The sequence below is a fragment of the Hymenobacter sp. M1-2 genome, assembly GCF_057808495.1.
Genome location: NZ_JBTYZO010000028.1, coordinates 41276 through 55497 on the forward strand (window position 1 = coordinate 41276; position 14222 = coordinate 55497).

At 56.9% G+C, this 14222-nt stretch carries 12 protein-coding genes; 4 read left to right on the plus strand and 8 right to left on the minus strand.

What is annotated here, in order from left to right:
- Positions 1–3: 3 nt before the first annotated feature.
- The 3 genes from ACYSMN_RS22010 to ACYSMN_RS22020 are packed head-to-tail and all read right to left on the minus strand — an operon-like array spanning position 4 to position 4025.
- Positions 4–1269, minus strand: a complete 1266-nt coding sequence (locus ACYSMN_RS22010; protein ID WP_488926076.1) for a DUF4280 domain-containing protein — start codon at positions 1267–1269, stop codon at positions 4–6.
- Positions 1269–2174 (minus strand): hypothetical protein, encoded by a 906-nt coding sequence (locus tag ACYSMN_RS22015; protein ID WP_488926077.1) that lies wholly within the window; start codon positions 2172–2174, stop codon positions 1269–1271. Before ACYSMN_RS22015 ends, ACYSMN_RS22010 begins: the two co-directional genes overlap by 1 nt.
- A gap of 3 nt (positions 2175–2177) precedes the next feature.
- Entirely contained in the window at positions 2178–4025 is a 1848-nt protein-coding gene (locus tag ACYSMN_RS22020; RefSeq protein WP_488926078.1) for a type VI secretion system Vgr family protein, read from the minus strand.
- 216 nt (positions 4026–4241) lie between these two features.
- Here ACYSMN_RS22020 and ACYSMN_RS22025 point away from each other — a divergent pair, with 216 nt between their 5' ends.
- Entirely contained in the window at positions 4242–5072 is an 831-nt protein-coding gene (locus tag ACYSMN_RS22025) for a hypothetical protein (RefSeq protein WP_488926079.1), read from the plus strand.
- 678 nt (positions 5073–5750) lie between these two features.
- On the opposite strand, the gene ACYSMN_RS22030 is transcribed toward ACYSMN_RS22025, so the two are convergent.
- Positions 5751–6185, minus strand: a complete 435-nt coding sequence (locus tag ACYSMN_RS22030) for a hypothetical protein (protein ID WP_488926080.1) — start codon at positions 6183–6185, stop codon at positions 5751–5753.
- A gap of 94 nt (positions 6186–6279) precedes the next feature.
- Complete coding sequence (locus ACYSMN_RS22035; RefSeq protein ID WP_488926081.1) at positions 6280–7026, minus strand: hypothetical protein; 747 nt, start codon at positions 7024–7026, stop codon at positions 6280–6282.
- 175 nt (positions 7027–7201) lie between these two features.
- On the opposite strand from ACYSMN_RS22035, the gene ACYSMN_RS22040 reads away from it, so the two are divergent.
- Positions 7202–7402: a hypothetical protein gene (locus ACYSMN_RS22040; RefSeq protein WP_488926082.1), complete on the plus strand. Its 201-nt coding sequence runs from the start codon at positions 7202–7204 to the stop codon at positions 7400–7402.
- A gap of 95 nt (positions 7403–7497) precedes the next feature.
- Here ACYSMN_RS22040 and ACYSMN_RS22045 read toward each other — a convergent pair whose 3' ends face one another.
- From ACYSMN_RS22045 to ACYSMN_RS22055, 3 genes are all read right to left on the minus strand, one after another.
- Positions 7498–10482 (minus strand): DUF6493 family protein, encoded by a 2985-nt coding sequence (locus tag ACYSMN_RS22045; protein WP_488926083.1) that lies wholly within the window; start codon positions 10480–10482, stop codon positions 7498–7500.
- A 520-nt stretch (positions 10483–11002) separates the two neighbouring features.
- Entirely contained in the window at positions 11003–12322 is a 1320-nt protein-coding gene (locus ACYSMN_RS22050) for a site-specific integrase (protein ID WP_488926084.1), read from the minus strand.
- A gap of 263 nt (positions 12323–12585) precedes the next feature.
- Complete coding sequence (locus ACYSMN_RS22055; RefSeq protein ID WP_488926085.1) at positions 12586–13446, minus strand: S24 family peptidase; 861 nt, start codon at positions 13444–13446, stop codon at positions 12586–12588.
- A 148-nt stretch (positions 13447–13594) separates the two neighbouring features.
- On the opposite strand from ACYSMN_RS22055, the gene ACYSMN_RS22060 reads away from it, so the two are divergent.
- Entirely contained in the window at positions 13595–13849 is a 255-nt protein-coding gene (locus ACYSMN_RS22060) for a hypothetical protein (protein WP_488926086.1), read from the plus strand.
- Between the two features lie 4 nt (positions 13850–13853).
- Positions 13854–14135 carry a DNA-binding protein gene (locus tag ACYSMN_RS22065; RefSeq protein ID WP_488926087.1) on the plus strand — a complete coding sequence of 94 codons (282 nt, stop codon included), beginning with the start codon at positions 13854–13856 and terminating at the stop codon, positions 14133–14135.
- The last annotated feature ends 87 nt before the right edge of the window (positions 14136–14222 follow it).

Consider the following 14222-nt stretch of genomic DNA (forward strand, 5'->3'; position numbering starts at 1 on the left):
AATTTAATCGTTTATGAATTCGACCCCTTCGCTCGAAGCAAGTTTGTCGAGGACTAGTGTCTTGAAATCTGCTTTACCTTCTACAGGTACGTTCTTCAAGTCAATTATGTGCAGCACGTTACTAGAACCAGCTTTTTGAGCTTTTATGTTCTCCGCAATCCGCTCTGCCTGAGTTTCTGCTGAAGTATTCCGAAATCTACCTGGTTCGACTGGCGTTTTCACATCACAGTACTTATAAGGAGCTGGCCCGTCTATCTTGAAGTCCAAATTCGGTTCTCCTTTAGATGTATCTGGCCGACTTGGATTCTGTACCATACCAGCTTCCTCAGCCTGTGTAATGGTAGCTGCTTCGCTAACCGATTTAGGATTGACTTTAGTACTTTGTGGGTCGTGTGATAATGCCTCCTGTTTAGCCTGCCGAGCTCTAAGTGCAGCTTCGGCTATAGCTTCCTCTTCAGCCTTGGCGGCTTTAGCCGCAGCAGCTTCTTGGGCTTCCCGAATAGCCGTCTTAGCAGCCTGAGTCGTCTTGGGCAACACCGTCGCTATTTCAGTAGTTGCCTCCCGCTGCATGCCTTTGGCTAGCGCATTTATAGCCGGCCCGACAATGACCTTGCCCACGGCGTAGCCTACGCCTAGGGCCAGCGCGTCGCCGCCCACTACCAGCCAGTTGTCCACTGACGGATGTATCACCGCTACAGTCAAGTCGATGGCAATGGCCGCGCCGAGCATGATTTCCGAAACACCTAGAAACACGGCCGCTGCAATCTCAGCCGGCGGGAACACCAGCCCCCCAATAGCGCAGCCTAATCCCATCAGCGCCAAGCCGCCAGAAATTCGCTTCAATTCCCCCGACACATGGTGCAATGAGTCATCTTGCTGGTCAGGCGTCTGCTGGTCGAAAGGAATTGGTGCGGGCGGAGCCATCGCGCCCGGCGGTGGGGGCATGGTAATGCTGATGCGCCCACCTAACCCGCACTGGCACACGCTGCTTTCTAGCAAGGGTGGAAAGCCACCTACCTTTTTAGCGCCCATATGCTCACCGGTCCACATCAGCATGGGCGGCAGGCAAGGTGTACGCGTGACAGCGCACACCCCGAAGGGCGGAATATTGACCAGCGGCAGGCAGTCGGCGGTAGTGGCTTGAAATTGGCCGTTGACGTGTGAAGACCGCGGCAGCACCGTGAGCAGGCCTGGCACTACTCCCTTATCGCAGCGCAGCATTACCCCGTTGTGGGCGTACCGCTCGCCTTGGTTGAAGTTGGGTCCCATCAGGCCTCTTCAGTTAAGGTAGTGGCCCGGCGCAACGTATGGTGCACCTCATGATGGTACAGACCCTGCACCGCCACCCGCAGCCCTTGGCGGCCAGAAATTAGGCCCTGCCCCGTACGGCTCACCGTGTATTGCTCCCGCCAGTTAACCTGCAGGGGGGGAGGAGGTCCCGTCCAGGGACCGCCGCGGAGTTGGCCCATCAGGTGCTGCCAGGCTACGTGATCGAACTGTGCCTGATCTAACTCCCCAATGCCGTCTACCTCCGCCGTTGGGGACAGATCTTCTACGATGGTGGCCGCCCAGTTCACGCGCAACGGCAAGCTATGACCCTGAAAGAACTGGTGAATGATTTTCGTATCCGTGCGAGCACTGGGGGCTTCCTCATCGGTTGGCAGTCGTACTGGCAACTCATAGCAGCCGGGCAGCAGCATGGCGCAGATGCCTTTGTTGGCCAGCGCTTGTTCCAGATCGTTGGTCTGCTCGGCGTATTGGCCTATTACCTGCTTCAGCAGCGTATCGGCGCCTGGCATCTCGTGATATTTTCGCTCCAGCCAGAGCTGGGACTGTTCCCACTGCGCGGCCAGGGCCGCTTTGTTCATGACTTGCTGCAAAGCCCCCGTGCCGTCGGTACGCAGGTGCAGGGGGCTGTTGTTACGGGCTATGTCGGCTAGTAGGGCTGCTGGCGGGGTGGGGTTGTCGGCGCGCTGTTCTAGCGTCGCCAGTTCTACTAGAGCGCCTCCTTCAGGAAACCACTCCAGTACCGTGTGGCGTACCAAAGCTGCGCTGGTGTGCTGCAGTTGCATGCCGCCCGGCAGTCGAATGTCGACGCGGGTTTCTACGGCATACATTGTTGGACTCCCCGGCGCAGGCAGCGGCAGCCGGGGGCTGAGTTCATGCGTGCTCATGGCCTAGCTCTGGTTGATGACCGAGGCCGAGATGTTGACGGTAGAGCCAGTGCCCACGTCCACGGTGCTCTTGGATAACAGCTGGGCGCTGGAACTACCCGTGACAGTGGCAGTTTTCGCGTCCAGAGTAATTTTTTCCTTGGCCTTGAGCGCTACGCTCTTCTTTTTCGAGGTCACCTGAATTTCCTCCTCGGCCTGCATAGCAATGGTCTTGGCGCGCATCCGGATTTCTCCTTTCTCACCGGCATCAAGCGTGATAACACTGCCGTTGACAGTGACCGGACCTTTACTCTTGATATGAATGCTGCCGTCGTCCTTGAAGCCAATTTCCACGGCCGTTTCCTTCTTGTTGCCGTTGCTAATGAGTATCTTCTCCCCGCCCTTCTTGTCGTGGAAGCTGATTTTGTTGCCGCCGCGGGTCTGAATACCCTTCATTTCGCCGCCGTTGTGCGTGTACGAGGCCTGCGCCTTGTTGCTGGCGTGGTACATGTTGCCCAGGATAATGGGCTGCTCAGCTAAGTTTTGGTAATAGCCAATGAGTACCTGCGAACCAACTTCGGGCTTAAACAACTGCCCCTTACCATCGCCGCTATAGGGCGTGAGCACACGTAGCCAATCGGTTTCGGCTGCCTTTTTGTTTTGTACAGGCCAGTGGTAGCGCACCTTCAGGCGCCCTAGCTTCTTCGGGTCTTTGTCATCGATAACCTCCGCCAGTTCCGGCGTGCCGTGCGGGGCCAGATAGTGGGGGTTAACGGGTGGTATGTCCACCACGTGCGGAATAGCGGTAAACGAATTGCGGTAGTTGCCCAACGCGTCTATCTGGTGTACAATGTCGATGATGCGGTAGGTACCGAAACTCTCCTCCGCCTGCTGGCGGGTGCCGAAGCCTTGGCCATGAATAGCTAGTAAGCCGCCCAGCTGCAGGGCAGGCTGATCGCTGTGGCCCTGTACCCGTACCAGATCGGCAGCGCGGTTGGCCTTAAATATTTTGGCTTCATCGACTAAGGTAGCGGGGGTAGCGCCGGGTACCTCGGCCGGGGTGTGCATAGGCTGTTTAAACAACTGCTCGGCCTTAGCCAGCACTACTTTACCGTAGCGGTGTTGCTGCAAGCCAGGCACCTGTTGGCCCGCGGTGTCACCCGTGTGGTGCTGATGCTTCTGGTAGTCGTAGTCGTAGAGTAGGGCCCGGGTAGGACGTAAGGCTAAGCCAAAGTTGAATCCGTTCCACTCGCCGTCGGCCTCAAAATTGTGGGCTTTGCTGTTGGCGGGTGCGCCCAGGCGCAGGGTGGTGCCGTCGTAGTAGAACCACTCGCCATACTCAGCGGCCAGGCGGCTGAGAAAGGCATAGTTGGTTTCTTCGTACTGCGCCACGTAAGGCAGTGGCGCCTGGTGCGTGGGCTTTACAGTGCGGGCCAATAGATTGGCCGGGTAGGGTTGCAGCACTGCGTTGAAAATGGCCGTAAGCGTCTGGTTGACGAAGGTGCGCTTTTGTAATCCATCACTAAGCAGGAAGCAGGGGCTATAAGCCTGCACCCGCACGCTACTGCTGTAATCAGAATCCTGGCCCGTACTCAACTCTGCCACCACACCTTTGAAACGCAACTTTTGGCCGTCGTTGAAGTGGAAAGCAGCGTCGGCCTCAATGACTACCTCAACGTTCTGGCCTAGCAGCTGTTCGGGTGCCTTTGTCAGGAAGCCAGTTAGGGGGCCCTCTACTTGATCGAAGGGAACGTGCAGCGTCAGCGCGTGCGGGGCGAACAGACTTTGCGAGAGGGTAAGGGCGTGAAAGTCGATGCCAGGGGCCAGTAATTGGCCAGCGCACCGCACGTCAAGAGTAACTTGGCGAGCCATAGTGAACCAGAAAGTATTAAACAGGATGTAGTAAAACAGAACACACCGTAGGCGGAAGGCAATAGAAATAAGTCGCCGTATACGGTCCAGGTACTAATTCAAAGGTAGAGATATTGTAAAGGATTTGCTATACTTAAGTACTCATTGCTTCAGCAAATCGCTCGGTAACTACTGGCTTTTCGCTAGGTTTGCCACAGTTAAATTACTTGTATACCTATGTCTTCGCACGATTCACCAGCTGGTAATCCTACAGGGAGGGCTGCCGCTTCGCACCAAGGTCATTCCCAGCAACCCACCCGCAAACCTACCGGTCGGGCCGCGGCGCTGCACCAAGGTAGGCCGACACCGTCACCAGCACCTACCGGACGAGCTGCTGCGCTACATAACGCTCCGAGTCAGGTGCGCGAAACATCAGTTGACGCAGGATTTGATTGGAGCCGGCTAACGAGCATTCAACGCACCAGCTTGCAGCAAGTATTGTTAAAAATTCGAAAGACAGACCCTTATTTTGATCTGGTTTACAAGACATTGTCTAGTGCAAAGGGAGCTTACGGCTTCGCGCTGGACCCAAGAATAAAGGCGTACGGTCAGTTTGTGCCTAACGGTCGTGAGAGAGGAGGCATTATCACGTTCCCCAACATCCAAGGCGCTCTTAACTTAGAAACGACGAATGAGGAGTTCTTCCATGCTTACCAAAACTACCTTTATGGGCGGACCAAAATGAACAAGATTGGGGGTTCCAATATTGAACTAGAGCCGAAATTCTTCGACGCGTACAAGAAAATAAATTCTGGACAGGCTTTTGCAACAATGCCCGGCCAGGCGAAGATGTTCAACTTACTTTTCAGCATCGACGCGAAAGCAACCAAACTTACTCCTGCTCAGCATAAAGAGTATCTAAATTCTGTTGAAGAATTCAGGCAGGCTTGGTATAAGGCGAACCAACGCGACCACACCAACAATCAATACGATGACCCTAAAACTGGAGACGGTCCAGTTGCAGCGTTTGACCTAATTAATAAAATGCGTCGTGCTGCAAAGAAATAACATTCTTACAAAGGGTATAGCGCTGTATGCGGGGCTGCAACTTAGCCTTTCACTCTTAGTACAAGGACAGTCTATTCCAGGCTCTCAGCCAGTTGAGCCAGATCAGCCAGTGGTGCGGTGCACGGAGCAAGTAGTGCCGGCAATACGCCGAAGTTTTACGAATACAGAGCTTGCTTACTTGCGTAAAGCAGTCTTGTTGGAGTACTCCTTTTCTTATGACACGGCTGGCCGCATTCAAACGTTAACGTTAACTAAAGTGCATGGCACCCGCCCGCCCGCATCAGTAGACCAGCATGTGCAGGCAGTTGTCAGGCAGCAGGTACGGGTGTATGTGCCGCAGCACTACAAACGCCCTGGAAACGAAGATCGGCGGAAGGCAGGGCTAGGAATTCCTTGCAAAAACTTAGCTGCCAAATAAGGCAATAGCCCTAGTAATTAGCCACCAGCATTCTGTTGAGCATCTTAATCAAGCACTTTAACGGATGGAGATATGGAGGCAGTAGATAGCAGCGGCTTGTCCTTACTTGTTAGTTTACAGCGCAGCTAGTAAAGTAGCTTGACCAATTAAAAAGGCCAGCTCACACAAGTATGAGGCTGGCCTTTTGTAGTTATCTGAATCAGGCGTTACTAGATCGTCTACGATTCGTCTAAAGTTGCGTCGCGGCGGGAGTTGGAAGTCTACTCTCTAACCTGAGGTGCAGAATCTATAGATTTAGTTTTTACGGGAGGTTGCACCACCGGAGGACCAGTTATGGCTTCTCCGAACAGCGGATTATTAGGTAGCGGCTGCCCATTATTCCCATCAGGAATCTGATTGAACAACACCTGCTCTTCGCCCGGGGTGCTCTGCGCTAGGTGATCGAGCAACACTTCTTGCCCGCTATTGGCGTGTAGCGCTTGTGTCAGCAATGTGTAGGTGCTTACGTCCACGTTGTAAAGCTGATTCAGCGCGTTCATCTGCATAGCCGCGTCCTCAGCCGCCCCGATAGCGTTGGCCAACAATTGCGTGTAGCGCCGAGCCATTTGGTCTGCTTTAGCCCGCAGGCGGATAGCGCGCTTCATGCGCCGCTTAAATTGAGTTTGATAGGGCGTGAGGGGCATGATATTTTGCATGAAGAATGAGAGATGAGGAAGTAGCAATGAGGGCCTTGAATACTTTCGCAGCAATTCTTTACTCCTAATTCCTCCTTCTTAATTGACGACAAGCTTAGGCCACGTACTCAATGGCCAGCGGGTTAGTGCTGTTGTTGTTGAGGGCGTAGAACTTACCGCTCACTTGCTGGTAGAAATTGATGCCTACCACGCCCACCACCAGTTCTGCAGCTGTCGGCGCGCTAGAAAAAGTAACTACCATCGCTTGGTTCGCCAGTGCAGCACTATTGAGCGGCAGAATGCCAAGGGGAGCTGCGACAGTAGCGTTGGCAAAAGTCAACGTCTCCATGTTCAAGGCCGAGGCGGCAAACACTACTTCAAAGTGAGTGGCCCCTTGAGGAGCGGCAATGTCATTCACCGGGTTCAAATTCGGTACACTCATCGTCACGTTGGCGCCCTCCCCCGTCACTTCGAAGGGGAAGTACATGGTCTGAGCAATGCCTGCCGCGGCGTTGAAGTTGAAGCCGAGTAGCGGGGCCGAGTTACCCGAGTCGAACACGCGCTGGCCTCGCTCGTTCGTTTCGTCCAGACCAATGACTTCGCGCATCACCTTCGTCAGGCGGCCTGTCACCCGGCTGTCGCTGGCCGAGGCAATCGCCACCCGCAGCGAATCGCGCAGCAGCTTGCCGTAGCTGGCCGCCTGACCAAACTCTGCCGCGTTTTCACGGGTACGCGCTCGGCTAGGGGCATTGGCGAAAGCCGCCTTGTTGCTCGCTGGCTTCTGCGAAACGGAGCCGTCCTTTCGAAAGACTAATCCGCCTACCGTACCCTGCAAGCCCAAAATTCCTGTTTGTTGTGCCATTGTGAAAAGTAAATTGTTGAAATTCGCCCCTGTGCCAAAATTGGCTAACAAAACAGCCCAAAATGTGCGCTGTGCCGTTATTGTAAGGGTGAAATACTTCAACTAAATTTGACAATCATAGCATGGTGCCCCAAATAGCCCGAACTAACCCCATCTACTCTTTCTGATCTTTTTCATGCTGCGCATTTGCCTCTACCCGAAGGACGTAGCTACCCTCACCGGCCGCAGCTACGATGCCGCCAAGCGGCTCGTGCGCCGCATCCGGCTGGCCGAAGGAAAGCCCGCTGGCGCGCTCATCACCATTCAGGACTTCTGCCGTTTCACCGGCCTCGATGCCATCGAAGTTTCTGATGCCTTGAACCGTAAGGCCGCCTAGTGTTACCCAACTCCGACCATACTTCAAGGCACCTTAGAGTATATCACTGGCGGCTGACTAACTGTCTGCTAACCAACAGCGCCAGGGCGCGCAGCCTATACTAGTTCGCCAACAGCCTTTTTGAGAGCGGCTGTGGCTTTCCAAGTGCGGAGGTTGTTCGCCGCCAGCTCCGCCGGTACCCGCTTAGTTCGGCCGGCCAGGTCAGCGTACAATTCCACTATTTTCTTGGTGTTGCGCAGCGGGGCAGCAGGTAGTTCAGGGAGTAGAGCGTCCAAAATCTGCTGCAGCGCATCGTCGGTTACACTATCGATGGCGCGGGCTTGCTGCAGAGTATCGACTAGGCGCTGCACGGGTACAAACTCGGTAGCCAGAAACCGGCCGAGGAGGTTGCCCAACGTAGCAGGTACGAGCCGACTCGTCGCGCAAGTTGAGAGCATCACTTCCAGCGCCAGCGCCCGGCAAGCTGGAACGTGGTGCGTCAGCCCCGTCGCCAATAGTAAGGAGGTTGATTCTGTAAAAACGGGACCAAGAACTAGTAACTCTTGCAAGGCTGCCTGCATGACGTCCCGCTCCCTAGATTCTAGCCCATCGGCCCAGGCAGCGGTGCGCACCACGTGCCAATGCAGTGGAGCTGGGTTGTGTGGCACTAGGCTGGCCACGAAGCGGTAGTCGTGGGGCAGCAGCCAACTCGCGTGAGCCATGGCGCGAAAACGTGCGTGCTGGGAGTAGAGCAGCGGCGTGGGCGGCACCTGACTGGTGTACTTGCTCGGAAACTGCAAAACGGTGTGGCGGTATGTGGCGGTAGGCTTGCCTGGCTTCCACTGCTCTACCTGCGTAGTGACCTTGACTTCCAAGTACCACTCCGGTAACCAAGGGCGAACAACGCCAATATAGTCAGTGGGCACCAGCGCCTGCAGCTCTTCGAACACGCCTTCGGGCTGGCGGGTACGGGCGGCTATGGCCCATAGCCACGGCCAGGATTCAGCAAGTGAGGTGGTGGCGGGGGCGGGGGTGTTACTCGGTAGCAGCTTGCTCAAGCGAGCAGTCAGGTGCTTCAGCATCGAAGGCTTGCCGGGTGGTTTGATCGGCAGCGGGTCAAGAGTTGGCGCTAAAAACCACTGCAGTAGTTCGCGCAACTCCGGCCGTTGCAGCTGGGGCAGCCGGGCCCGCGCTGCCTGGGCTTCGGCTGCGTCGGCGTACGCCGTGCGGGCCAGCGCCACGACCAGGTCGGCCGGTTCCGGCTCGGTCTGCGCGGCCTCGTAGGCCAGTAGTCTATCCACCAGCGCGGTAGGCGCTACCCAATGTGGGGCGTGCGACGGCGTGCTAAGCAAGGGCAGGCCGGAGCGGGTGCGCAGGTGGTGTTCGGCGGCCACGAAGCGGCGTTGCTGAGCCAGCACCAGTGGGTCGGAGGTGTCGTGGTCGTGGCGCACGTTCACCTTAACGACAAACTCGGTAACAAAGCCTTGAGACCAGCCGAGTAGCAGGGCTTCGATCAGGCCGCGGTGCCCGGTCAGGCCGTTGCTGGCGATGATGGCGCGGGCCTGTTCGCCGTCTTTCCCTTTCAATGCGGGGTACACTTGCACCAGGTAAGGCAGCAACTGCTGCGCGTAATCAGCCGGGTACTGTGGTTGCAGCCGCCGCAGGCCGTCGAGCCAACGCTCCAGTGCCAACACGCTCTCGTGCCGCAGCACCTGGCCGGTCAGAAACAGTAGCTCGTGCCAATCGGCGACGGGCACCACCGCGTTGGCCGCCGACAAGTCGGGCACAAACCCGGCGTGCGGAGCATAGGTGGCGGCCTCCGTGGGCAAGGATGCAGTAGCCGGACTTAGCCACGGCGCCAATATCTGGCGGGCCTCGGACATGAGCAGGTCGGCGTACAGCGCCAGCGAGTCCGCCAGTTCAGCCGTTTGGTCGCTGGCGAGCAGCGGTTGCTTGGCTTGCAACAAAGCACTAAGCAGCTTGGCGGCTTTGGTCTGCACCGCGGCATCGGGACTGGCTAGGGCAGAAACGGACAGCCGGCCTAGGTCCGGCGCCAAGGCCGGGGTACGCTTGAGCAGCTTCTCAAAGCCAGCCAGCAGCGTGCGCTGCGCCGTTTTGAGGTCTTGCCGCATCATAATGACCTCCGCGTACACCAGCAACGGAGCCAGCTCAAACTCGGGACGCAGCCAGAAGGCTTTCAGCTGATCCAGCGCGAAGTTGACCACCTGCGGCTGCGCGTGAGCCAGCAGCTCGACCAACTCTTGCTGCCGCCCCAGGCATTCTTCAAGTGTTGGCTGCAGAGCCAGAAACAAGTTCTTGAACCAGGTCAGCAACGGCCGGCGGAAATCGCGCCGCAGGGCTACGAGACTGCGCGTGAGCAGGTCGGCCCGGTCCAGTTGACCCACAGCCGTCAAGTGCAGCAGCACGTCGAGCCAGCGTATATACTGCTGGTCCACACCCGTGTAAGCCGCCGCTCCATCCACGGAAGTGTCGAAATCAAAAAAAGCCAGCACATCCCGGCGCATAATGCCGGCGGTTTGCTCGAACTCCCGCAGCAATTTTCCACCGTAGTTCAGTACTGGTTGCTTTTCCCGGCGGTGGTAGTTCTGCTGGGTAAGCGACTCTGCCAAGGCCCGGGCAAACAAGCTCGGCTCGTAGTCGATGAGCTGCCGCCCTTCCATTTCGCGCAGCAACTGGTAGTCAGGCATGGTCCACGAACCAGGGCGGCCCAGGCGTTGCAGCCATTCGCCCAGCCAGCTCGGGCGGGCGTGCTCGACCACGGCGAAGAAGTGGGCTTCGTTAGGCGCCCGAATGTATCCTTCGCCCCAGTGCCTGTCTAAAGGGTCGGTCAATCCTGCGGCTTCTTTGCGGGTATACGTCGCGACGCTCGCCAGCAGGAGCATGAATAGCTGCGCCTCCGTGCCCGTGTGCCCCCAGGTAAAATCCCCCAGCTGCCGAATCTCGGTCAGCTCCCGGCGTAGGGCCTTAGTTTTAGTGCGGACGGCAACAACATCTTTCTTATCGAGGGCCAACAGGAAAGGCACGAGTTGGTAGACGCTCTGGCGGCGGATGATAAGTTCGAACGTATCGACGGCGGACATCGAATAAAGTGTTTGGTGGACGAATGGAAGTAGTGACTAGAGGAATCATGCCTACACAAAACGCATCCGAGCGGCCAAAATGTGCTTGCACGGGCCGCGCTTCAAAGCGCAGCTGCTCGGCCCCGGCCGTCGTTACGATGGGGTCCTGGAGGACAGCGCTCTGCGGCGTAAAGCGCGCGGCCACGACTTTGGCCAAGGTGTTCAGCCCGCAGGCCGTGAGCCAGGAGTTGTGCAGCCGTCGAAAAAGCGGAACGTATCAGTCTGAACTTCCGCAGTGAAAGCAGAGAGCAGGAGGGCGTTGCCGTCTGGATGCTGCTCCAGAGCTGAGCGGCAGGCGTAAGCATAAGCGAAATCAGACATAAATGCAGTAGCGGCCAAATCAGGCTACCAAGCTACCAAATCGCTTCGGCTCCACTGCACACTCGGCGGTAATCTGGTCGTTAGAAGTGATGCCGAAAAGAAGCAGGGTAGTAAGCTTTCATTTACACTTAACTTGGTGCCTTGCCTCGAAACACCTGCATCATGCCGCCATCACATTACATACTGCCGCATCTAAGACAGTGCTGGCTGGTGCAGTAGTTGGCCCATCCCAAGCCGCCCGCATCGCTTGGTGCTGCAGTTCTTCCACCATCTGCGCGTAGCGCATCGTGTTCTGAATCTTGGCGTGTCCCATCACCCGCTGCAGCACCGTCACCGGCATCCCGCGCAGCAGGCTTTGCACAGCGAAAGTGTGGCGGGCGGTGTGCATTGTCACTAGCTCCCAAAGTGGCACCGCTGTTTTTGTCACTTGGCCGCCCACTGTGCTCACTACTTCCACCGAGCGTGTCAGCCCCGCCAGCTGGGCCGCTTTCTTCAAGTAACGGTTCAGCGGTTGGTTGGCCAGCACCGGCAACAGCCGTGCTCCTTCATGCTGCCGTTCGGGCGTGGCGTAGCGGTCCAAGATTTCTGCTGCCAGCTGACTCAGGTAGATGCTCACCGTCGACCGGGTTTTCGTTTGCACCAGCCGCAGCACCCGGTCGCCGTCACCGTTGGCGCCAAGCCCGTGCACATTGCCCGCGTGCAGAGCCGCGACGTCCGAATATCGCAGGCCTGTATAGCAGCAGAAGAGAAACACATCCCGCGCTGGCCCCAGATTCTTCGGCAGCTTGGCCGCCACTAAGGCCGCTAGGTCCGCCCCGGTTAGGTACGTCTTGGCTTGATCGGTATAGCGCACCTCCAACCGCTTCAACTCCAGTCCTAAGGGTAGCTTCCGCTCATCCTGTGCGTGGCGCAAGAAGGTTTTCAAGTCTTTCAGCACAGTGAACACCCCATTAGACGATAAGCCACATGTGGTCCGCAGATAGCTCACAAACTCATCGTGCACGGCCGGAGTATAGCCCGCCAGCAGCAGCCCCTTGCGCCGCGTCTTTTCCAGGAATGTTGCTAAATGGTTGCCCGCCGTTTTGTAGTGGCGTAACGTGTGGAAGGCGTACCCGCGCCCGTGTAGTACTTGTTGAAAGTCAGCGAAGCGCGCCAAAAGCGTCGGCTCTTCTTCGACCGCTGCCGCGGCCGGGTTGATTACTTCTCGCATCAATGCCACGGTAGGAGCAATGTTCGCCGCTCGCAATTCCCGGTATCGGTCCTCTAAACGTCTTACCAAGGCCCGCAGTCCTTCATTGGCTGACTGGAAGCCGGGGAATGAACGTCGGAACTCTTGCTCCTTGTTGTTCCACTGCCGTGGCTCGCAGCGCTCCTTGGTGGAGCAGCGCAGCCGCAGCCCGTCGAAATAGCCCGACACATAGACCGGCACCGTGCCCGCCTTGTCCTGTTTGTCTTGCCGCAACTCAAACACAACTTTCATATCGCTTGAAAAAAGAGGTGGCGTAGGAGGTGGCGTAAAAGCAGCGGTAAGTCGGGGTAAACCCATGAGCAAACCTCGACCGGCCTAAACGCAAAAAAGCCTCAAAAACTGCATCTGTGAACAGATTTACAGCTTTTGAGGCTAATTTTGGAGAGCGCTTTTAACGCCTCTAGGTACCCAGAGCCGGGGTCGAACCGGCCGAATACTTACGTGCTAAACCACTGACCAAGAGCTTCTAACAACAGCGCGGCGCGGGTAAAAAATCAGCTGGGAGCGCTGTTGGGAGCCTGCTCGACCAGATATCGAGCAACCTCATCCGGGTCAAGCCCCAGCGCGTCAATTTGCCGCAGCAGACGTAACTGGGCATCACCCAGGCTGGCCGGCACATTGGTGGAGATGTAGCCCCGTACCTGCCACAGCTGCAGAATGTCTTCGGCTGGCACCTGGGTAGGGCGGTAGGCAGGGTTGTCGGAATAGAGCGTTATCATCTGGCGGCGATGAGTGATGGCCTCATGCAGGCGCTTCACCACCACGTTGCCACTGAGCACCACCACAAAGCAATGCCCTGGCTGCAGCAGATCCAGCCGGTCCACGTACTGGCACACCACCACATCGCGGGTGCGGAAAGTGGGCTCCATGGAATTGCCCTCCACCTCGAAGCTGCGTAGCGTGCCGTTGCTGAAAAAGGGCAGGGTGTAAGGCGTCAGGTCCTGCAAGTAAGCCGGCTCATCGAAGCTGCGGGTATAGCCGGCCTGCACCCGGGCGGGGACATGCACGATATTTTCTTTGCCCATCCGGTCCACCGTAACCGCTAGTATCCGGCCTGTATCCATGCCTCGCGTAGGCATAACTGGCCGGGCAGCCGCTGGTAGACCAGCTATGTCTGAGTCGTTGTAAGGAGCGGGCTTATCGTAGCCCATTACCAGCCAGTCCAAGGACAAATCGGGCCATCGGTTTACCAACTCAATCAGCGTGTCGCAGCCCGGTTTTGCATCATTATTGACAAGCTTGTAAAGCTTGGATGGCTTCTCGTGGCCTAGCATCTGAGATGCTTGCCTGACATTCAGATTTTTACGTTCCAGAAACGATTTGAGCCGTTCGCCTATGTTGTTATCATCTTCCATATTTATGGAATTTCATGCATTATGTTTGCAAAGTATTGTGTACTCTTGTGCACAATATTCCACGTAAGCGGAACAAATGTAACAAATTACAAACAACATGCAAGATAATACCAACAAAATTGAACAACAGGATAACAATGTTGCTTCAATGGCATCCTCTCGTCCTAAGACCTTGCGCGACATCTACGACCTGCTAGGCCCCCGCAACCCCATTGTGAGCCAGGTTATCACTAACCTAGCCGCCCGCGAAGTGCCTGTCACAGTGGCTCGCTCCTCGGTGTACAACGTCATTTATGGCCGTTCGAGCAATGCCGTTATCACCGAAGAGTTTCTGAAGCTAGCCACTGCCGAGCTAAGCCGCCGCGCCGACGTGCAAGCCCGCATTGCCGCCATTACCGCCTAAGATTATGCAGGTCGCACTTCTTGTTCCCCAAACTGAGTGGCAGGCCCTGGTCGATACCGTGCAGCGCCTCGAAGCCGCCCGAGCTACAGCCGCCGCCGAAGCTGCCGAAGACCCTATCCTCAGCGTCCGACAAACTGCCCAGGCGCTGGGCCTCACGGAAGAGGCCGTACGCCGCGCCCGCCGGGCAGGCCGCCTCAAAGGCGTCCGGCGCAACGAGAAGGAGTGGGGGTTCCGCCGCTCCGTCATTGAAGCCTACCCGCGCCGCTACGAGCGGTCCGCCGCCTAAGCCGACTTGCGTTCCGCTTGCTACGTCAAGGGATGTACGGCGGCGCCCAACCGTCCTATACGGCTCAATCAGCTTATCCAGCGGCCG

Coding starts and splice junctions, on each gene's coding strand:
- ACYSMN_RS22010 (WP_488926076.1), bottom strand. CDS start 1,269: ATGGGACCCAACTTCAACCAAGGCGAGCGGTACGCCCACAACGGGGTA.
- ACYSMN_RS22015 (WP_488926077.1), bottom strand. CDS start 2,174: ATGAGCACGCATGAACTCAGCCCCCGGCTGCCGCTGCCTGCGCCGGGG.
- ACYSMN_RS22020 (WP_488926078.1), bottom strand. CDS start 4,025: ATGGCTCGCCAAGTTACTCTTGACGTGCGGTGCGCTGGCCAATTACTG.
- ACYSMN_RS22025 (WP_488926079.1), top strand. CDS start 4,242: ATGTCTTCGCACGATTCACCAGCTGGTAATCCTACAGGGAGGGCTGCC.
- ACYSMN_RS22030 (WP_488926080.1), bottom strand. CDS start 6,185: ATGCAAAATATCATGCCCCTCACGCCCTATCAAACTCAATTTAAGCGG.
- ACYSMN_RS22035 (WP_488926081.1), bottom strand. CDS start 7,026: ATGGCACAACAAACAGGAATTTTGGGCTTGCAGGGTACGGTAGGCGGA.
- ACYSMN_RS22040 (WP_488926082.1), top strand. CDS start 7,202: ATGCTGCGCATTTGCCTCTACCCGAAGGACGTAGCTACCCTCACCGGC.
- ACYSMN_RS22045 (WP_488926083.1), bottom strand. CDS start 10,482: ATGTCCGCCGTCGATACGTTCGAACTTATCATCCGCCGCCAGAGCGTC.
- ACYSMN_RS22050 (WP_488926084.1), bottom strand. CDS start 12,322: ATGAAAGTTGTGTTTGAGTTGCGGCAAGACAAACAGGACAAGGCGGGC.
- ACYSMN_RS22055 (WP_488926085.1), bottom strand. CDS start 13,446: ATGGAAGATGATAACAACATAGGCGAACGGCTCAAATCGTTTCTGGAA.
- ACYSMN_RS22060 (WP_488926086.1), top strand. CDS start 13,595: ATGGCATCCTCTCGTCCTAAGACCTTGCGCGACATCTACGACCTGCTA.
- ACYSMN_RS22065 (WP_488926087.1), top strand. CDS start 13,854: ATGCAGGTCGCACTTCTTGTTCCCCAAACTGAGTGGCAGGCCCTGGTC.